The organism is Syntrophaceae bacterium (genome assembly GCA_013177825.1).
In the GTDB taxonomy this organism is placed as follows: Bacteria; Desulfobacterota; Syntrophia; order Syntrophales; family PHBD01; genus PHBD01.
In genome coordinates this window covers 163,563-182,500 of record JABLXX010000003.1, presented here as the reverse complement: position 1 = coordinate 182,500, position 18,938 = coordinate 163,563, and the positions used below count along the sequence as shown (strand labels likewise).

The 18,938-nt window shown below is 61.9% G+C and carries 17 protein-coding genes; 2 read left to right on the top strand and 15 right to left on the bottom strand.

Translation table 11 applies throughout. The features are described from left to right. Positions 1 to 53: 53 nt before the first annotated feature. Both HPY65_08470 and HPY65_08465 read left to right on the top strand, forming a co-directional pair. Positions 54 to 680, top strand: a complete 627-nt coding sequence (locus HPY65_08470) for a sigma-70 family RNA polymerase sigma factor (protein NPU84511.1) — start codon at positions 54 to 56, stop codon at positions 678 to 680. Continuing rightward, complete coding sequence (locus HPY65_08465) at positions 677 to 1,795, top strand: DUF2275 domain-containing protein (GenBank protein ID NPU84510.1); 1,119 nt, start codon at positions 677 to 679, stop codon at positions 1,793 to 1,795. The genes HPY65_08470 and HPY65_08465 overlap by 4 nt, the downstream gene beginning before the upstream one ends. A 14-nt stretch (positions 1,796 to 1,809) precedes the next feature. Here the strand turns inward: HPY65_08465 and HPY65_08460 are convergent, their stop codons facing one another. From HPY65_08460 to HPY65_08390, 15 genes are all read right to left on the bottom strand, one after another. Then, entirely contained in the window at positions 1,810 to 3,333 is a 1,524-nt protein-coding gene (locus tag HPY65_08460; protein NPU84509.1) for a DUF1846 domain-containing protein, read from the bottom strand. Between the two features lie 165 nt (positions 3,334 to 3,498). Beyond that, positions 3,499 to 4,812 carry a 4Fe-4S dicluster domain-containing protein gene (locus HPY65_08455; protein NPU84508.1) on the bottom strand — a complete coding sequence of 438 codons (1,314 nt, stop codon included), beginning with the start codon at positions 4,810 to 4,812 and terminating at the stop codon, positions 3,499 to 3,501. After that, positions 4,809 to 6,104, bottom strand: a complete 1,296-nt coding sequence (locus HPY65_08450; protein NPU84507.1) for an MFS transporter — start codon at positions 6,102 to 6,104, stop codon at positions 4,809 to 4,811. The genes HPY65_08455 and HPY65_08450 overlap by 4 nt, the downstream gene beginning before the upstream one ends. Beyond that, complete coding sequence (locus HPY65_08445; GenBank protein ID NPU84506.1) at positions 6,101 to 6,658, bottom strand: LemA family protein; 558 nt, start codon at positions 6,656 to 6,658, stop codon at positions 6,101 to 6,103. Before HPY65_08445 ends, HPY65_08450 begins: the two co-directional genes overlap by 4 nt. 37 nt (positions 6,659 to 6,695) lie before the next feature. Then, entirely contained in the window at positions 6,696 to 7,115 is a 420-nt protein-coding gene (locus HPY65_08440; GenBank protein ID NPU84505.1) for a YjbQ family protein, read from the bottom strand. A gap of 147 nt (positions 7,116 to 7,262) precedes the next feature. Next, positions 7,263 to 9,878, bottom strand: a complete 2,616-nt coding sequence (locus tag HPY65_08435) for a PAS domain S-box protein (protein ID NPU84504.1) — start codon at positions 9,876 to 9,878, stop codon at positions 7,263 to 7,265. 355 nt (positions 9,879 to 10,233) lie between these two features. Continuing rightward, positions 10,234 to 10,941: a transporter substrate-binding domain-containing protein gene (locus tag HPY65_08430; protein NPU84503.1), complete on the bottom strand. Its 708-nt coding sequence runs from the start codon at positions 10,939 to 10,941 to the stop codon at positions 10,234 to 10,236. Between the two features lie 173 nt (positions 10,942 to 11,114). Then, positions 11,115 to 12,356 (bottom strand): transporter substrate-binding domain-containing protein, encoded by a 1,242-nt coding sequence (locus HPY65_08425; protein ID NPU84502.1) that lies wholly within the window; start codon positions 12,354 to 12,356, stop codon positions 11,115 to 11,117. Positions 12,357 to 12,409: 53 nt separating this feature from the next. Next, entirely contained in the window at positions 12,410 to 14,050 is a 1,641-nt protein-coding gene (locus tag HPY65_08420) for a PAS domain-containing protein (protein ID NPU84501.1), read from the bottom strand. Beyond that, the gene (locus tag HPY65_08415) at positions 14,047 to 14,895 is read right to left on the bottom strand and encodes an ABC transporter substrate-binding protein (protein NPU84500.1); all 849 of its coding nucleotides are present in this window, start codon (positions 14,893 to 14,895) and stop codon (positions 14,047 to 14,049) included. The genes HPY65_08420 and HPY65_08415 overlap by 4 nt, the downstream gene beginning before the upstream one ends. A gap of 665 nt (positions 14,896 to 15,560) precedes the next feature. Beyond that, positions 15,561 to 16,478 carry an alpha/beta hydrolase gene (locus HPY65_08410; protein ID NPU84499.1) on the bottom strand — a complete coding sequence of 306 codons (918 nt, stop codon included), beginning with the start codon at positions 16,476 to 16,478 and terminating at the stop codon, positions 15,561 to 15,563. A 209-nt stretch (positions 16,479 to 16,687) separates the two neighbouring features. Then, positions 16,688 to 17,224, bottom strand: a complete 537-nt coding sequence (locus HPY65_08405) for a hypothetical protein (GenBank protein ID NPU84498.1) — start codon at positions 17,222 to 17,224, stop codon at positions 16,688 to 16,690. A 60-nt stretch (positions 17,225 to 17,284) separates the two neighbouring features. Further along, entirely contained in the window at positions 17,285 to 17,665 is a 381-nt protein-coding gene (locus tag HPY65_08400) for a C_GCAxxG_C_C family protein (protein NPU84497.1), read from the bottom strand. A gap of 127 nt (positions 17,666 to 17,792) precedes the next feature. Continuing rightward, entirely contained in the window at positions 17,793 to 18,302 is a 510-nt protein-coding gene (locus HPY65_08395) for a GNAT family N-acetyltransferase (protein ID NPU84496.1), read from the bottom strand. Positions 18,303 to 18,442: 140 nt separating this feature from the next. After that, the gene (locus tag HPY65_08390) at positions 18,443 to 18,916 is read right to left on the bottom strand and encodes a hypothetical protein (GenBank protein NPU84495.1); all 474 of its coding nucleotides are present in this window, start codon (positions 18,914 to 18,916) and stop codon (positions 18,443 to 18,445) included. Positions 18,917 to 18,938: the final 22 nt, after the last annotated feature.

Genomic DNA, 18,938 nt, shown 5'->3' with positions numbered 1-18,938 from the left:
GCATCCGCTGCCATGGGATCGCATTTTCAAAGGAGCGATGTTTTCCGATCCGAATGGCTGATCCCGCGGATGTCCCTGCAAACCGACCGGTCGATGATCCGGACGCCCAAGCCGTCGCCCGCTGCCAGGACGGCCATGTGGACGCCTTCGAGGCGCTCGTGGAGCGGCACCAGAAGCGGATGCTGAACCTGGCGTACCGGATGCTCGGAGACTACGACGAGGCCTGCGACGTCGTCCAGGAGGCCTTTCTGTCCGCCTGGCGGGGACTGCCGAAATTCAGACGGGAAGCGCGTTTTTCCACCTGGCTTCATGAAATCGTCCTGAACGTGACGAGGAACCGGATGAAACAGATTCAGGCCCGCTTCCGGCATGAAGCGCCCGCGCCGGAAGGCTTTCCGTCGGAGGACGGGAATTGCCTCCCCTGCCGGGCCGTTTCGCCCCTGGAGAATCCGAGTGAAATGCTGGAGCGGAAAGAGCGGGAGGAAAAGGTTCAGGAGTGTATCGGAACGCTGGAGGGCGAATACCGCGAGGTCCTGGTTTTGCGGGACATCCAGGGCTTCTCGTACGAGGAGATCGGCGACATGCTCAAGGTCCCCGGCGGCACGGTGCGCTCCCGGCTGTTCCGGGCGCGGAGCGCCATGAAAGACTGCCTCTCCCGGCTTCTGGGTGAACGGCGATGACCTGCAAAGAGATTGAAGACAGACTGTCGGCCTTTCTTGACGACGCCCTCCCGCCCGAGGAGCGGAGACAGATCGAAGAGCATCTTTCCTCCTGCGCGTCCTGCAGCCGGGCCGTCGAGGACCTACGGAAAACCGTCGGCCTCGTTCGGGATCTCGAGGAAGTCGAGCCTCCGCCGTGGCTCAAGCAGAAGATCATGACCCGGGTCCGCGAGGAGGCGGCGCCGAAACGGGGGATCTTCCGGACCCTTTTCTTCCCGCTTCACATCAAGGTCCCCATCCAGGCCTTCGCCATGGTCCTCATCGCCGTCCTGGCCTTCCAGGTCTATAAGACAAGCGAGCCGGAGCGGCAGGCCCTGGACCTGCCGCTTCCCCCCGCCCGGGTCGAGCAGAAGGCGGCTGCTCCCGGCGCGGCCCCGGGGATCCCGGAGCCCGCCCCCGCTCCGGATCTGAGGAAGGAGGAATCGAAGGCGGAGCGTGCAATGCGCGGCGCGGCCCCGTCCAAGGCGGAGCCGGCCCGGTCTCGCCCGCAGGCGATGGAGGAAAAAGGGTTCGGCTTCGCGCCCCCGCCGGACCGGGCGAAATCGGCTGTCCCGCCGGAAGCGGAGCGCCGGCTGAAGCCGGAAACCGGCGGTGCCCCCGCCCCTGTCGGCAGGAGCGCCGCCCGGGCCCCGGCGGCGGAATCCCCCCATGACACCGGATTCACACCCCTGCGGGAAGCCGGGAAGGCCCGATCAGGTGCCGTCTACGAATCCAAGCGGAAGGATCAATCGGAATCCGCCGTCATGGCGGCGAAGGAAGACCGGTCCGATGCGGCAACAATGAGGAAACAAGCCCGGGCGCCGAAACCCGCCTGGGATCTCTCGCTCCGCGTGCAGGACGTCCTCTCCGCAGCCTCCGCCGTCGAGCTGGAGCTGCGCGCACTGAGCGTCGGGAATATACGCCGCCGGGCCCGGCAGGGAGTGGTCACGATCACGGCGGACCTCCCCGCGGCCGCCCTGCCCGGTCTGTCCGAGCGCCTCCGGGCTTTGGGAGAGCTGCAGACGGCCGGATCGTCCAGCGACACCAGCACCGGCACGGTGACCGTCCGCATCCGGATCGTGGAAGAGGAAAACTGAGCCCGCCGAATGGATCAGAAGAGGAACAGGTTCTTCGTGGCGAAGTTGGGTTCGCTCGTCAGGTTGACGCCGAGCCGCCGCAGGCCTGCCTCGTCGCCCGGCGTGGGCATGTGGGTCATGTGGATTTCGCAGTTTCGGAGTTCGTGGAGCTTCTCCACGGCGAGCTGGGCCGCCGGGTTGGTGGCCGCGCTGATCGCCAGGGCCACCAGCGTCTCCTCCAGGTCCATGCTCACGGTCTTCTCTCCCAGGGCCTCTGTCTTGAGGTTGCACACCGCGTTCGTGATGTACGCGGGCAGCAGCTTGATCTTGTCGGGAATGTCCGCCAGATGCTTGATGGCGTGGAGAACCAGGCTGGATGCGGCGTGCATGAGGGGTGAATTGTTCCCCGTCACGATCGTCCCGTCCACCAGCTCGATCGCCGCACCGCAGTAGATCCCCTCGTTGCCCTTCTGCTGCTCCTGCGCCTCCCGGGCGGCCTCCCAGGAGGGTGCCACCACCCGCCGGTTCTCCGGCTTCAGGCGAAAATCCTTCATGAACAGCTCGACCCGCTGTACCGTCTCCCGGTCGGCGAAGCCCATGACGTACTCGCAGCGGTACCGGAAATAGCGCCGCAGGATCTCCTGCTTCGCCGCCTCTCGAGTCACGCCGTCGTCGATGATGGCGAAGCCGGCGCGGTTTACACCCATGTCGGTGGGGGACTGGTAGAAGGATTCCGTCCCGGTGATCTTCTCGAGGATCCGCCTCAGGACGGGAAAGACCGCCACGTCGCGGTTGTAGTTGACGGAGCTTTTCCCGTAGGCCTCCAGGTGGAAGGGGTCGATGAGGTTGAAGTCCCGGATGTCCGCCGTGGCCGCTTCGTAGGCCACGTTTACCGGGTGCTTCAGGGGGATGCTCCAGATGGGGAACGTCTCGAACTTGGCGTACCCCGCCTTCACGCCGCGCCGGTACTCATGGTAGAGCTGGGACAGGCACGTGGCCAGCTTCCCGCTCCCCGGCCCGGGCCCGGTGACGATGACCAGGGGCTTCTCCGTGGGAATGTATTCGTTGGCACCGTATCCTTCGTCACTGACGATGGACTCGACGTCCGTCGGGTAGCCCTTCGTGAACCGGTGGGTGAAGACCCGGACGCCGCGTCGCTCCAGCTTGTTCTTGAAGAGCGCCGCCGCCGGCTGGCTGTCGTAGCGGGTGATGACCACGCCCAGGACGTCGATGCCCCATCCCCGGAGGTCGTCGATCAACTTCAGGGCATCCGAATCGTAGGTGATGCCGAAGTCGGCCCGGATTTTCTTCCGTTCGATGTCGCCGGCATAGATGCACAGCAGGATGTCGGCACTGCTCTTCAACTCCTGAATCAGGCGCATCTTGACGTTGGGGTCGTACCCCGGCAGGACGCGGGCGGCGTGGTAGTCGTACAGGAGCTTCCCGCCGAATTCCAGGTAGAGCTTGTTGTCGAACCGCTTCACCCGCTCGAGGATCTCCCCGGTCTGCTCCCGGAGGTACTGCTCGTTGTCGAAGCCCATTCTCTCCCGCCCCGTCATCCCTTCCTCCTTTGGATCGTCGCTTGATGGGTGCACGCCGGAACAATTTTGGTCCCCATACGGAACATTTTTGTACCGGACCGCCGACACGAGATACCCTATTTTTACGGGAAATGGAAGGGAACAGAAGGGGCCGGGGGCGGGAAAATTCCGAGGCCGGGCAAATTACTCGCGGGACGAGGGCGCGATCCCCCCGTCGCCTCTCATGCGCCGGATCAGGACCTCCAGGTAGCGCGACTTCATCTGCCGGCTTGCCATGGCCTGCTGCACCGGCGGCATCCGGAGAATGACACCCAGGATCGCCGCCATGGCCCGGTGGCTGAAAAGCGCCCTGTTGTCGAAGATCAGGTTCTGGAGCTTTCCCCGCTCGACGGCCATGACGACGGCCAGGTGCGCTGTGTTCAGGGGGGTGATGACCCGCTCGGGCCGGCTCACGAGCCGGATCCGCTTTTCCGGGCAGGCCCGGACACAGAGACCGCAGCCCAGGCAGATCTCCTCCCGAAGCCGGGCCTTTCGCTTCTTCGGTCGGCGGGGATCGTTTGCCGAGACCAGGGTCATGGCCTCCACGGGGCAGACGTTGGCACACCGTCCACACCCTGTGCAGCCCTCCTCCGAAACCTCCGGCAGGAAATTCGTCGTGTGGACCGGCTGCAGGAGGGAAAAACGGCGGGCGGCGATCATGGCCTCGCAGCAGCAGCCGCAGCAGTTGCAGATGAAGTTGACCTGCTCCCGAACATTGGAGCCGAACTGAACGAGGTTCCGCTCCCAGGCCTCCCGGAGCAGGTCCAGGCCCTCCTCCGGGCCCACGGCCCGGGCGTGGCCGTGCTTCACCAGGGATTCCGCGGAGCCGTTGAAAGTCATGCAGATATTCAGCGGCGCGTCGCAGGCGCGTCCCAGGTGCCCCATCTTGTGGCGGCAGTAGCAGGTGCCGACGCCCCGGACCGTGGCGGTCCGGATGACCTCCGTGGCCCGCTCATAGTCGAGGATGACGAGGCCCGGTTCCTCCGGCAGGGCCGGCTCGTGGACGAAGGCCCGGCCGAGCCGGGTCTCCCCGTCCGCAAAAAGCTCCCGGACGAAGTCCTCCTCCACATTGAGGTACTGGTAGAAGAGCTCACTCAGGACCTTCTGGTCGATATCCCCGCGGGTCCGCATCAGGGAGAACTCGAAGAAGCCCGCCATGGGCGGCGGGAGGACGTAGGTCTGCGCACCGCTTTCGTCCTCCGTGTCGAGGAGGATCGCCCGCCCCGCCAGCTCGTCCAGGATCCTGCGCGCCTCCGTCAGGCCCATCTTCCAGCGCCGGGCCGCCTGGGCCGCCGTGAAAGGGCGGATCGGGAGCAGGGAGACCAGCGCTGCCTCCTTCTCCCGGAAGAGGATCTTCAAAATCTTGTAGAGCAACTCCGACGGGGGCGCCCCCTGGGGAAAGCGGTTCAGCCGGTCCACCAGGGCCGTGTATCCCGATTTCTGCAGGTGGTGGCTCATGGCATTTCTTTCTCCGCCTCCGGACGGACCGTCATTTCCGGCCGTTGCGCCGGCCTTTCGCCAACGAACCAGAAGAGCGCGACGGCGACGGCGGCCATCCCGGCATCCAGCAGGAAGGCGGCGTCGTAGGTTCCCAGCGCGTCGCGAAGCATTCCCCCGACCCAGTGGGAGAGAATGGCCCCGGCGCCGTACAGGGGCGTCCACGCCCCGATGACGGTTCCGATCATCGGGCGGGGGAAATAATCACCGGCGCAGGCGCCGTAAATGGGAAACGTGACGCCGTAGAAGACGGCGAAGACCGCGACCAGAGCCGAAAGCGCGGCCTGGCCCGACCCCGCTGCCACGATTCCCAGGACTGACAGCGCGATGCAGACGTTCGAGAACAGGATCGTCCGCTTCCGTCCCAGGCGGTCCGACAGGGGAAGGAGCGTCAGGACGCCCAGGACCTGGAAGGAGCCGTGGATCGTCGCCAGGAAGCTCGCCGCACCGAGGGACAGCCCCGCCTGGTCCCGTGCATAATCCACCATGAACGTGGTGATCCCGTAAAGCGAATAGGAGATGCAGAAGTAGGAGAACCCGATCAGCCAGAACAGGCGATTCCGGAGGATCACCGCCCCCACTCCGCCCGGCGCCGCTTCAGGACCGCTTCCGGCCGTCCCCGGGCCACGGCCCTCACCTCCCCAAGCGGCGGTTCCCGAGGATTCGGGATCGTTCCTGAGCAGCAGGCCGTTGACCGCCACGAGGAGAAGGGCGGCCGTCCCCAGGATCGTCCAGGTGTGGCGCCAGCCGTAGTGGAGCGCCACCAGGGGGAAGAAGGCCCCGACTGCCGCGAATCCGAGGCCATATCCCGTCGAGAGGATGCCGAGGGCCAGTCCGCGCCGCTGCGGGGCGAACCAGCGCTGGACGACGGCAAGGACGGGCGTCCAGATTCCCGTGGCCCCCACGCCCACCACCGCGTAGGCCAGGCAGGCGCCCTCCAGGCTCGACGCTTTCGCCATCAGGAGGACGCCAAGGCCCAACACGGCAAGGCAAGCGGGGATCACCCGCCGGGCCCCGATCCGGTCTGTGAGCCAGCCGGTCAGGGGCGTCAGGGCGATGTACGTGAACAGGTAGGCGTTGTAGATCGTCCCGCCGGCGGTGCGGCTGAGGCCCAGGTCCCGGATCATCTCCGGCAGGACGACGCCGTAGCCCAGACGGACCGAGTAATTGACGAAGAGATCCAGGAAGCCGGCCCCGAGAATGAACCAGGCCCAGTGGAGAAGCCTTCCCGGACGGTCGCCGGCCGGGTTCATGAAAAGGTGACTTTGACCGGCTTCTTCTCGACCTCGGGCGCCTCGAGCTCGAAGAAATCAGCCTTCTTGAAATCGAACCAGGTGGCGATGACGTTGGAGGGGAACGCCTCGATCCGGATATTGAACTCGCGGACGACGGCGTTGTAGGTCCTCCGTGCCCCCTCGATGCTGTCCTCCAGTTCCCGGAGCTGCTGCTGCAGCTTCATGAACTCCTCGCTGGCCTTCAGGTCCGGGTAGGCCTCCGCGACGGCGAAGAGGCCGCGGACGGCCTCCGTCAGCGCATTCTCGGCCTTCGTCTTCGCTGCCGGGGTCGGCGCGCCGGCGGCGGCGAACCGGGCCTCCGACAGCTTGTCGAAGAGGGCCCTTTCATGGGCCGCATAGGCGCGGACCGCCTCGGCCAGGTTGGGCACCAGGTCGTAGCGTTTTTTCAGGAGGACATCGACATCCGCCCAGGTGGACTCCATGGTGTTCCGGCCCCGGACCAGGCCGTTGTAAATCGAAACGGAAACGATGAAAATGGCGACCAGCCCGACAAACACAACGAACATGAACATGGTTTCCTCCTGAAAATGATTGATTTCCTGTCCTGCCTCACTCGCCGATGATCTTGACGAGAACCCGCTTCCTCCTGCGCCCGTCGAACTCGCCGTAGAAGATCTGCTCCCAGGGACCGAAGTCCAGCTTCCCGGCGGTGACGGCCACGACCACCTCCCGGCCCATGACCTGCCGTTTCAGATGGGCGTCCCCGTTGTCTTCCCCCGTCCGGTTGTGGCGGTAGCGGGACACCGGCTCGTGGGGGGCCAGCTTCTCCAGCCACTCCTCGTAGTCCTGGTGGAGCCCCGGCTCGTCGTCGTTGATGAAGACCGAGGCGGTGATGTGCATGGCGTTGACCAGGACCATCCCCTCCCGGACGCCGCTTTTCCGCAGGCACTCCTCCACCGCGGCGGTGATGTTGACAAAGCCCCGCCGGGCAGGGACGTTGAACCAGAGCTCTTCTCTGTATGATTTCATGAATTGCGGTTTCCTCCGGTGATTTGCAGGCCCTGCCGGATGAACGGCCTTCGCGCCGTGACCGACGCGCGACTTTATTCCACTTTCCCCTTGAAGCCAACGGCTTTCTTTGCGGGCACGACGATTGCCCGCCGCAGTCAATCCGCCCTATCCGGTCCGGCCCTCGTTTTTTCCATCCAGGACGGACCGTACGCTCCGGGCCATCTGCTCCAGTTGAAAGGGTTTCTGAAGAAAGCCGTTGCAGCCCCGGTCGAGGATCTCCCGGGCCGCCCCGTCAATGCTGTAGCCGCTGGAAAGCAGAACCCGGACCTGCGGGTCGATCTCCCGCAGGCGATCGAATGTTTCCCCCCCCGACATGCCCGGCATGATCATGTCGAGGATCACCATGTCGATCCCGTCCTTTCTCTCGTGGTAGACAGCGACCGCCTCCTGGCCGCTTCCCGCGCGCAGTACCCGGTACCCCAGGACCTGCAGCATTTCCCTGGCTACATTCAGGACCAGCGTCTCGTCGTCCACCAGGAGGATCGTCTCAGCTCCCCCCGTGGCGGTCGCCTGTGGGGCCGCTTCCCGGACTACGGCCTTCTGCGACGCCGGCAGATGGATTACAAAGGTCGTCCCCCGGCCGGGCCGGCTGGCTACATTGATCGCGCCCCCGTGCCCCTTGACGATCCCGTACACCGTGGCCAGCCCCAGGCCGGTACCCCGTCCCATTCCCTTGGTCGTGAAAAACGGGTCGAAGATCCGTTCCCGGGTCTGGTCGTCCATGCCTATGCCCGTGTCGCTGACGGTAATCTTCACGTAATGCCCGGGAGCGAGGGAAAGCGTTCTTCCATCCTCAAGGACGACATTGTCCGTCTCGAGGCCAAGTTCGCCGCCCCCCGGCATGGCATGCCCGGCATTCACGTAGAGGTTCATGAAGACCTGCTCCATCTGGGAGCGGTCCACCTCCACGGTCCAGAGATCCGGCCGAAGCGATCTGCGGATGACGATCTCCTTCTTGGTCCTCCCGAACATGTCGGCGGTTTTCCCGACGATGTCGTTCATGTCGGTGGGCTTGACCTCGTAGCGGCCTCCGCGGGCAAATCCCAGAAGCTGGCCGGCCAGGCTGGAGGCGCTGACGACCTGCTCCTGGATGTACTGAAGCCGGACGCGGTGGGGGTGGTTTTCCGGGAGACCGAGCATCATCAGGGAGGCGTGGCCCTGGATTCCCGTCAGCAGGTTGTTGAAGTCGTGGGCGATGCCGCCGGCAAGCGTGCCGATGGACTCCAGTTTCCGGGAGCGGTTGAGCTCCTCCTTCAGCCTCTCCTGCTCCTCCTCCACCCGCTTTCGCTCGGTGATGTCCCGGGTAAAGCCCAGGATTCCCGTTGCCCGTCCGGCCTGATCGCGCAGGAAGGTCACCTTGATTTCGCCCCAAACGAAGCCGCCGTTTTTATGAACGTGTTCCACCTCGATGATTCTCGACCGCAGGGGAGCCCGGTTTGTGCTCTTCTCGGCGGCCTGCTCATCGGCGAAGATCTGCATGCACCTCTCCAGGGAGGCAGGGGTCAGTATGTCGCCCGGCGACATGCCCAGGAACTCTTCCGCGGTATATCCGAGCATCTCCTCGATGTAGGGACTCACATAGGTGAACCGGAGGTCCAGGTCCGTCGTCCAGATGCCGTCCCGCGCATTCTCCGCCAGCCGGCGAAACCGCTCCTCGCTGTCCCGAAGGGCGCTCTCCGCCTCCTTTCGCGCCGTGATGTCGTGAATGATGGAGTGAAGCAGGTCCTTCCCCTTCACCCGGATCCGGCTGCTGAACCCCTCGATGTCCCGGACCGTACCGTCCGCGCGGCGGTGGCGGAACTCGAACCGGAACTGCCGGCCGGTCTTGGCCCGTTCGATGGCCCCTTTCACTTCCTCCGGGGAGAGCATGTTGATCTCGCTCACCTTCATCCGCCGGAGTTGCTCCAGCGGCCAGCCGTAGTACTCCACGGCCGCCCGGTTTGCATCGAAGATGCCGGCCGTTTCCGGATCGATCAGCAGCTTGACGGCGGCGTGGTTGTCGAACAGGTTCCGGTACAGCTCTTCGCTCTCCCGCAGCCCCTCCTCGGTCTGTTTTCGAGCCTGGATCTCCTGCTGGAGCTTAAGGTTTGCTTCCTCTGCTTCCTTCTTCTGCTCCTCGAGGACGTCCAGGGATTCCTCGATCCGCCGCCTGAGCATTTCCGGCGCGATCACCATGACGGCGACCAGCATGGTAAAGATGAACAGGCCGGTGATCCAGGCCATGGCAGACCTGGAGGTCAGCATGTGCTCCGGGTAGATTGCGATGAAGCCGGTCGTCATCCCGACGGCTACAAAACTGATGGCGGCGATGCAGATGAGGAGGACGAGGATCCCCGTCCGCATGCCGTAGAGCAGGGCCGAAAGGAAGCAGACGCCGAGCAGGAGCTGCATGCCGACGCCGCTCATGCCGATGCGCAGGAGGATTGAAAAGGAGACCAGGAACAGCGCGGACACCAGGATCAGCGCCCGGACCCGGTAGGGCAGCCTCCGGGAGGCGAAGGTCCCTGACAGGAAGATACCGTACAGGCCCAGGTAGAGCACGGAGAACACCCACCGGCCCTGCATCCAGGACTGGACCGCGCCGATGCCGGCGGCGGGCAGGCCGAGCAGCGAAATGACGAAGAGGATCCTATTCAGGACGGTCCGGCGGAACTCCTCGACTTCCGGCCTGTCACTGTCCGGACGAAAGAGAAAATTTCGGTTCTTTGCTGAAACGTTCATTTTTCTTGCCAGCACGAAAGGGAAATATTCACAACCGGCCAGCTCCAAGATGTGTCAGGCGGACGAACGGACCCGCAGCCGATTTTCCGGCTCCCGCTTCTTTGCCCCGGATACGGCCGGTTTTTTTATACCAGATTTTGATACAAAGCCGAATATTTTAATTATTTGGAGAAAATGATGAAGAAAGTTTCATGGTGCCGAGAGGCTCGGGCAATCGGTGTGAATGAGGCGGATTATGCCGCCGGTCCTGTCGGGAGACATGTATCGCGTCTCCCGGCAGGACGGACAGCCATGAGTTCCTCCTGATCTCGATGGGAAACATGGAAACGGCGTGCCGCCGGCAAAAACTTGTTCCCTACTTTTTCAGCAGGTCGGCGAGATCGGCATTGGGCAGGTAGCGCCGGTATATCTTTTCAAAGGTTCCGTCCGCCTTCAGGCCGGCCAGGGTTGTCTGCCATATCCTGACCGTTTCTTCAGGCGTGCCGCGCGATATGGCGATATAGAAATATGTGCTGCTCACGGTAAAGACCGGCTCCAGGTCACTCATGGCGTATCCCGCATTTTTCACGATCTCCGGGACGGTGATATCGGTGAAGACGGCAAGCTGCACCTCGCCCTTCATGAGCTGCCTGACATTGGTGACGGGAAGGGGCGAGCTTTTGAGATTCGTGAATCCTTTATTCTTCAGGTTCTGTTCCGTGAACCAGTCGGTCGTCGTGGCGATGGCGGCAATCTTTCTGGCGTCATCCAGGCTGTCGATCCGGATACCGGAGCCTTTCTTCGCATAGAAGATCGCGCTGTTTTTTCCGACCGGCCCCACCCAGCGAAAGAGCTGCTCCCGCTTTTCCGTTCGCTCCGTGCTGAAAAGCACGACGTTCGGCCTGTTCAGGGCCGTCTTGTAGGCCTCATCCCAGGAGGTCAGCCGGATGTCGTCCCGGATCCCCTGGCGGGCGGCGATCTCCCGCACCACGTCCGTGACGAAACCGGCGACCTTCCCTTCTTTCATGAAGGTGACCGGCGGGTATTCCTCCGTCAGCATCTGAAGGTTGGAAGAGCCTTTCATGTTCTTCTGCAACGGACATGTACACCCGGAAAGAACCAGCAAGCTCAGCAGCAGACAGAACCAACCGTATTTTTTCATAATAATCCTTTCCTCGAAATAAGATTGCCTAAACATGGTATGCTGGCGGCGTGATCGATCCGTTCCCGAACGATCGGGGAATTGCCGCGCTTCCTCTACGGTCCCGGCTTTTCCTTGAATTTGCCCGCACAGACGACATACGTTCTGCCGTCGCTCCCCTTTGCCGCCTTGAAGTAGGTCGTCTTGAAGTAAAGCCCGCTTTCGCCGGGATTGGTGTAGACGTAATCCTCCCATCCGCTCCCGTTCTTCAGCGCCTTGCCGACGATTTCGTCCCGGAAGGCTTTCCCGTCGACGTCCGTTTTGCCCTTGAAGTTTCTGCCCACCGTTTTGATATTTGCGGCATGGGCGATCATCGTCACGCCCGAATCGTAAATAAAGACATAAAAAGCCTGATTTTTCGCGTCCCGGTAGGGATGCTCGCCGGCGTTGATCCTGCGGATCGTCGCGGCCGCGTCCCCGGCCAGGTCGTTTGCCGTACGGTCGACCAGCTGCATCGCCTGCTCGTCGGTAATCCGGTCTTTCACGTAACGGGGCTTCAGGTAGTGTTCAAAAATGTCTTCATAGACGGTGAATCCTTCTCTCGTTTTTTCCCGCTTGAGATCGTCCAGCGCATCCTGCATCTTTTGTACGACGATCTTCGGGGTGTTCCGGTTCACGGCGTAGTAGAGCTCCCCTTCATAGAGCCGGTAAACGCTTTCGTAATTTCCCGGATCGCCCGCGATATGCTTGATCAGCCAGAGCCCCGCCGTTTCCTCGTAGGCCCAGGCGTCGACGGTTCCCGCCTCGAGCATGCGGATCGCGTCTTCCGCTTTTTTCCCGACCGTGACGGCCTTGCCCTTGATCCCCCCCCGGGCCAGGAGCGCTTCCCCGATGTCGTCCCGCAGTGCGGCGATCTTCAGCCCTTTCAAATCGTCAAAGGCATTGATCTTTAGCGCCCGGTCCTTCCGGGCGATCAGGACGATCTTCGTCGGGGCGATGGGACCGACCCACTGGAAGAGCGTTTCCCGCTCCGGCGTTCGGGTCGTGGAAAAAAGAACCGTATTCTTCTTTTTCAGGGCCTCCCGGTAGCCCGCCGTCCAGCTCGTCAGCCGTATCCGGTCGCGGCTGAAATCGATGTTCGCCTTTTTCGTCATTTCTTCGAGCAGGTAGACCGCTATGCCCTCCAGCCGCCCCTTTTCCTTATAGTTGAAGGGCGGGTACTGTTCGGTCATGTAAACCATGCCGGAGCCGATCGGAGGTGCCGCCAGGACATCCATCGGCAGGAATGCGGGAAACGTTGTCAGAAATAAAAAAGCCAGAAGGCATGAAACATTGATGCGGCCGCTCGTTTTGATCATCCTGTCCTCCCTGGTTATTGAATCGAATGGAGCCGTTTCCGCCGCTCCCCGTTTCAGCCGGAGACAGTTGGCGGAGCGGAAACGCTCAGGTTGACGCCTGCGGGAAGGTAAACATGGAACGTGGTCCCTTTTCCCTCCTGTGATATCACGGTTATACAGCCTTTGTGCTTTCTGACCACGGACTGGCAGACCGACAGGCCGAGCCCCATGCCCTTTTCCGCTCCTCTCTGCTTGGTGGAAAAATAGGGATCGAAGATGAGCGGCAGATCGTCTTTCGGGATGCCGGTTCCCGTATCTTCAACGGATACCCGGATATAAGGCCCCTCTTCGATCGGCAGTCCGTCCTCTTTCGTGGCTCTCATATTCCCGGCCCGGATCGTGAGGATCCCTCCCTTCGGCATCGCTTCCACGGCATTGATCGCCAGGTTCCTGATAACCTGGCTCATCTGCCTTTCATCGACTTCAAGCGCCCAGAGATCGCCGTCCATGAAGAATCTCGTTTCCACGGGCCATTCAGCGACGCTTCTTAACACGGTATTTTTGAGCATGTCGCCGATGTCGACGACTGCCTTGGCCGGTTCCCCCCCCTTTGCAAACGTGATCAGAAGACCTGTCAAATCCATTGCCTGGATGACGGCCTTTTCCGCGGCCACAAGCCTTTTATGGGCCCTGTCCCCCGAGGGTATGTCCATCATCAGCAGCTCTATGTTCCCGTGAATCACCGCCAGAAGATTATTGAAGTCGTGGGCGATTCCCCCAGCCAGGGTGCCGACCGACTCCAGCTTTTGGGTTTTCAGCTGCTCATCCTCCGCCCGTTTGCGATCGGTGATATCCTGGTTCAGGACGATCAGTCCCAGCGGACTGCCTCCGTCATCCCGCAACACGATGCCGTTGGCCTGTATATGCCTGACCGCGCCATCGGAATGTACGATGCGGTACTCGGTGTTGAATCCCTTTTCTTCTATCGTTTTGGGAATGTAATCTCTCAGGGCCCTGTCGCGGTCATCCGGATGAAGGCAATTCAGCCAGTCATCTCTCGTGACGCAGGAATCTCTCGATACGCCGAATATTTTGTACATCCTGTCATTGCAGGTCACGACGTCTTTCCCGATGTCACAATCCCAGACGCCGAAAGAACCCGCCTCCAGGGCGAGGGCGAGGCGTCGCTCGTTCTCCTCCAGTCTCTGATAGGCTTCCCGCACCGCCCGCAGCGGATAATACCGAAAGAAAAGGAAAATCAATATTCCCGTCATGACGGAACCGGCACCGACGATGACCGTCTTCAGCATGAGAGGAGCTATGGAACGGGTGACCTCGATGCTTGCGATTCGAATGCCGGCATCGTAAATGGGCGCGCTGAACGTCAGTACGGGACCCGTGAGGGATTCCGCCGTCTCGGCGATGATCTGTCCTTTCCTGTTTCTGATTGCACGCTTCTCCTGAATTCCATAATCGAGCCGGTACTCCAGGATCTCCCGTAGACGGACTTCCTCAAACTGCCAGGTCTTGGGATTGTTGGCGACCAGACTTTCAACGGTTCGCGCGCAAAACGCGAGTTCGGCGTTGGTGCCTCCTCCCATGTATTCGTATGAAATGAGGAAGTAGCCTGCAGGGATAATGATGGCAACCATGAGGCTGATGATGGCCACCAGAACGGATGAGATGCGGGTTACGGACTCGCCACGTGGCTTCATTTTGTGTCAGCGGTAAAAAGGACTCCATGTTTCTCCGCAATGGCGCGCCCTTTTCTCGAGTAGACAAAATCCAGGAATTTTGCAGCGGCATCGGAAAGACGATCGGTCGTGACGAAGCTTATCTCCTTGGCAAGCGGGTAGGTTCCATCGGCAAGGGTTTTTCGGCCCGGTTTGACGCCGTTGAGAGCAAGAACGTTGAGCGGCGGTCCGTCGACCGGAACACCGGTCAGCGCGGATGCGCCGACACCCCCGATCGTTCTGGCAACTGCCTGATTCGACTCCGGATCTGTAATCATGATCCGGAGTCCCTGCCGCCGGTGCGCCGCGGCGACAGCTTCGTCCATGCGAGGCGAAAGACTCCTCAAGATCTTCGTATCGGTATCCTCCCTGGGACGAAGGATGATCCGGATCGTCTCTCCGTCAGGCCATTTTGTCATTCTGCCGGCATAGATGTCTTCCAGCTCGGTCGTCGAAATGGTTTTCAGCCGGTTCGATTTCTCCACCACGATGGCCAGGGGGGTTTTGCCGAAAGGCCTCGCTCTCCCCCCCCGGTCAATCTCTTCCGGCCTCAGCGGGCGGCTGACGACCGCGATATCGATCGCCCCGGCAAGAAGCGCCTTGATCGAGCCCGAGCTGCCCAGCGGTTTGACCATGACGAACGAGATGCCCCTCGCCGTTTTGCCGTAGGCCTTCACGAGGGGCTTCATCATCTCCAGGGCGGCTCCGGATCCGTTGATTCGAATCGTATCTCCCGCCAGCGCGTCCGGTGCGCCCTCACAAAACAGCAGCAAAGCCGTGAAGAGGAGATAAGACAGGCCGGGCAGGATGCGAGTCCAGCGAAGCATGGTTTCCTTCTGGTGAAACGGTGTGAGTGCTCGCGATGTGTCTCACACCCGGATATTGTGAGGACGGGAACGATGCGCGTCCCGGCAGTGCATCCCCATAACGCAACCGGGCGGATCCTTATCTTTCATGCAGCGAACATGAATTCCGGTTTCATGTCAAACGGAATTGTGCACGATGCGGACAATCCGACAGGGAACGCGCGGCCCTGCGCCGCGATCGGCAGCAGAATAAAGCCATTCCGCCGGATGAAAAGACCTGTGCAAACGTCCCTCTTCAGGACCGCCAATCATTTCGGTAGGATCCCCGCTCTTTTCGATCCAAAGACATAGATAAATATATGGCTGGCTACAGGGTGTTCCCAAAATCATGAATGTATAAACCGGCAGACGGGTAAAGGCTGGCGAGCCTTATGTCCTGCGACATCCTGAACGTCACCGGGACGGCGACGCTGGCGGGGATCCTGGCTGTGTGGCTCCTCGGATCGGGACTTCTCGGGCTTGTCGGAATCGGCCCTGCCTTGCTTCTTTATCGGACGATTCGAGACCGCCACGCCCTCGACAGCGGACAGGCTGCATCGACCGAAACCTCCAACTTGCGTTCCCTCCGCCGGACATCGGTCGGCGGCGGCTGCTGCCGGCCGTCCAATGGATCCATGTGCCCGGCTTCACTTCCCGGCCGCTTTCTCCCGAAGCATCCGGATCGCCTTCTCCAGGGCGGGGTTGAACTCCTCCGGGCGGTTCATCATCAGGAAATGATCCGCGTTCTTGAGGACAATGGCATCGAAGGACAGCATGTGCCTCCGGTTCGCCTCGAAGTTGACGGGCCAGAGATCCCCGTTCACGCTGACGACGGGAACGCGGACCTGATCGAAGACCCTGGCCGCCTCCCCCGTGACGTACTGCATCATCAACTCGTCCATGGCGCTCAGGCCCACGGCCGGCGGCGCCGCCGACATGTCCGCGAGAATCCACTCGCGAAGCCGCTGATCGGTCCGGGGCGAGATCATCTGCCCGACGAACTGCCGGCTCCCGGCCCGGAAATCTTTTTTCAGGGGAGCGGTCATCTTTTCGAGCACTTCGCGGGTCATGGGGTACTCGACATTTTCGAGCGTGTCGACACCGATCAGGCCGACGACTCGGCCGGGCAGCAGACGGGCGGCCTCCGCGATCACCGAGCCGCCCATGGAGTGGCCGATCAGAATGACTCGGCGGCTGCCCGTGGCCTCGACCACGGCCCGCACGTCCTCCCCGAAGGCCCCCATGGTGTACTTCGTTCGCCCCATTCCCGAGTGGCCGTGTCCCGCCAGGTCGAGAACCACCACGCGGTTCGTCCGGGAAAAGAACGGCACCTGCTCGCGCCAGTAGCGGGCGTCGCAGCTCCAGCCATGGACGAACACCAGGGCCGGCTCTCCCGTGCCATAGACCTCGTAGGAAACCGGCGTGCCGTCACCGGACAGGGCGACATGGGGCCAGTCCGCCGGGGCGGCAGACACCGTCCCGATCGTCATGACCAGGAACACCAGGCAGACTGCCAGGAACATGAAATGCTTCGGGGTCGATCGGCGGCGGCCTTCCGCCATCATCGCGGTGTCATGTACGATCATTCTCCTGTCCCTCCCTCCGCCCGCGGGCGGCCATCGTTGATTTTTTCCAGGGACACCAGCCGGACCTTCGGCGACAGGTCCTCCTCCCGGAATACCCGTTATGACTGGATGAGCGGTATCAGATCTCTCTTCTACTTCCTCATGCTTTTGCCGAAAAGGGGTCTGCTCCCTTTTCCCGGAACGGCGGATCAGGACGCGGCAAACGTGCCGAAGTCGAAGACAAATTCGCCCTCGCAGGTGTCCCCCGACCGCATCCGGCAGCCCGTGATTTCCGGCGTTGCCCTGTACTTGAGACCCAGGGCGTCGAACCAGCAGGCAAGCCGGTAGATGACCCCGCACTCGTACCCGTCGATGGCCCCGATTCTGACCATCCCCTTGTAGGCAAAGCAGTTCTTGGGCGCAAATTCCCAGTGCAGGGTGTTTTCACGGGACGTATCGAACTTCCCGTTCATGAACGGCGGGATGCAGAAGCGGGCGGCGCCCGTGAAGAAATCCTTGAATTCCGCGAAGGATTCGATCCTCTCCGCCACGATGCCCAGGGCTTTTTTCATCCTGGCCATCTCCATGGGCGCCATGGACCGGATCGCCGCCTTGTTGAGCCGGTTGGCCGTCTCGATGCCGCATTCCTTGAAGCAGTTGTAGAACCACATCCCGTCATGGGTCATCCAGGAGCGGTTCAAGAACTCGACGATCTCGTCCCTGGTCATCCGATCGATGGTATTCATCTTACATCCCTCCCGAATCAAGACGTCCGGCACCGTTTTCCTACCGGGACGGTGGAAGACTCAAGCCCGCTGAGACAAGAGATACTGCTCGATCATCCCACCCAAGATTTTCGCGGTTTCACCGGTGATCCGCAGGCACTCCCGGTACTTTTCACCGGCATGGAAATCTTTCGCCTGGGCCTTGTCCTGCCAGTCCACGCCGATCAGGTCGCGGCAGAGAATGCTTCCCCGGCCGATCTCCTCCCGGAAGCGTCGCTGAAACTGCTGAGAATACGACCACATCAGGGGACTTTCCCGCTCCTCCTCCCTGCTGCGGCTGAACATCAGGCCGAACGCGGCGAGAGCGCCGATAACGTTCCCGCATACCTCGCCGGTAGCCGCCAGGCCCGCACCGAACGGTCCCATGGCCCGGATCAGCCCCTCGTTTGCTTCCTGCCCCAGTTTTTCCTGCGCAACCGCAAGAACCGCCTGGCTTCAATGGAACCTCTTCAACATAATCTGGATTGCCCTGTCCTTCATTTCGTCCGGCGTCATGGCACCCTCCTTTTTCCTATTGGGAGAAAACGGGTCAGCCCTCCCCTCCCCGTGCCCCCTTTTCCATCAGGGTCATCGTGACCGTTGGGATTCCGGCTGGATTCAAGCCCGCGGCAGCCGAATCCTCGAATCCGAATCGCTGGTAAAGCCTCCTTGCGGGAAGTCCGTCCGGGATCGTGTCGTCGAATGTCGTCACGGTGATCGGCCGGCTCCGATCCAGGCGTCCGATTGCCTCGGACAGCAGGGCCGCCCCCGTTCCCCGTCCCCGGTGGTCCCCGGACACCGCGAGCCAGAGAATCTCGTTTGCCTCCCTCGAAGCGACGATACCGCCGCGAAACGCGGAGCGGTCCTGCTCTTCCGGCTCCTCGATACACCAGGCGATTTTCTCTTCAATCGCCCGCTTCAAGCCCTCCCGGAAAGCCGCATCGTCCACCATGGGGCCGAACAGAGGTTCGACCTCCCTTGCCAGTTCAAGCCAGCCGTCGAAATGGTCAGGCGTCGCTTCGCGCACCCTCTTCCAGTTTTCCATGTCGAATGTGATCACGCCGGCCTGTGTCCTTCTCCGGGCGCGAGCCGGCAATGCAACGCCCGGATTGAATGTTCCCGTCTTTCTTCCCCGGACACCCGGACGGAAGCTCCTGAAGCGGGTGACCGGTTCGGGTGTGCCGGCATGCGGCCGCCCGATCAGTGCTGTACGTTCCGTTCGAAAAATCCCTTCTCGAAGGCGATGACCGTCATCAGTTCGTTGTTCACGTCGATCGTGACGATCACGGGGAGGCCCGTATCGTCGTCTTTCCCCGACAGGCGAACGGCGGTCCCCCTTCCTCCGGAAAGGGTGAATCCGTTCTCCCGCAGCCTCTTCGCCGTCTCGATCGTGAGATCCCCCTGGAAGATGAAGACGATCCCGGCCAGCGTCGCTTCCTTTTCGTAGATGCAGCCCGCACTCACCAGGGGACTCGCACCGGTGACGCGGTACAGCTCGACCTTCAGGGGGCCCATCGACGTTACTTCGGCTGGCACACCCAGGATGGAAATCACCTGTGTTTTCGTCATGAGGACACTCACCCGGTCAAGGGCGGCGAGACCCACCGCGCAGGCCGTCGACGCCGGAACAAGGATCAGGATGACCCACAGAATGATCAGCACGCTCTTTCTCATATACTACTCCTTTTCCCTCCGG

Coding starts and splice junctions, on each gene's coding strand:
- HPY65_08440 (NPU84505.1), bottom strand. CDS start 7,115: ATGAAATCATACAGAGAAGAGCTCTGGTTCAACGTCCCTGCCCGGCGG.
- HPY65_08425 (NPU84502.1), bottom strand. CDS start 12,356: ATGATCAAAACGAGCGGCCGCATCAATGTTTCATGCCTTCTGGCTTTT.
- HPY65_08410 (NPU84499.1), bottom strand. CDS start 16,478: ATGATGGCGGAAGGCCGCCGCCGATCGACCCCGAAGCATTTCATGTTC.
- HPY65_08465 (NPU84510.1), top strand. CDS start 677: ATGACCTGCAAAGAGATTGAAGACAGACTGTCGGCCTTTCTTGACGAC.
- HPY65_08455 (NPU84508.1), bottom strand. CDS start 4,812: ATGAGCCACCACCTGCAGAAATCGGGATACACGGCCCTGGTGGACCGG.
- HPY65_08470 (NPU84511.1), top strand. CDS start 54: ATGGCTGATCCCGCGGATGTCCCTGCAAACCGACCGGTCGATGATCCG.
- HPY65_08405 (NPU84498.1), bottom strand. CDS start 17,224: ATGAATACCATCGATCGGATGACCAGGGACGAGATCGTCGAGTTCTTG.
- HPY65_08420 (NPU84501.1), bottom strand. CDS start 14,050: ATGAAGCCACGTGGCGAGTCCGTAACCCGCATCTCATCCGTTCTGGTG.
- HPY65_08450 (NPU84507.1), bottom strand. CDS start 6,104: ATGAACCCGGCCGGCGACCGTCCGGGAAGGCTTCTCCACTGGGCCTGG.
- HPY65_08445 (NPU84506.1), bottom strand. CDS start 6,658: ATGTTCATGTTCGTTGTGTTTGTCGGGCTGGTCGCCATTTTCATCGTT.
- HPY65_08390 (NPU84495.1), bottom strand. CDS start 18,916: ATGAGAAAGAGCGTGCTGATCATTCTGTGGGTCATCCTGATCCTTGTT.
- HPY65_08415 (NPU84500.1), bottom strand. CDS start 14,895: ATGCTTCGCTGGACTCGCATCCTGCCCGGCCTGTCTTATCTCCTCTTC.
- HPY65_08460 (NPU84509.1), bottom strand. CDS start 3,333: ATGACGGGGCGGGAGAGAATGGGCTTCGACAACGAGCAGTACCTCCGG.
- HPY65_08435 (NPU84504.1), bottom strand. CDS start 9,878: ATGAACGTTTCAGCAAAGAACCGAAATTTTCTCTTTCGTCCGGACAGT.
- HPY65_08430 (NPU84503.1), bottom strand. CDS start 10,941: ATGAAAGGCTCTTCCAACCTTCAGATGCTGACGGAGGAATACCCGCCG.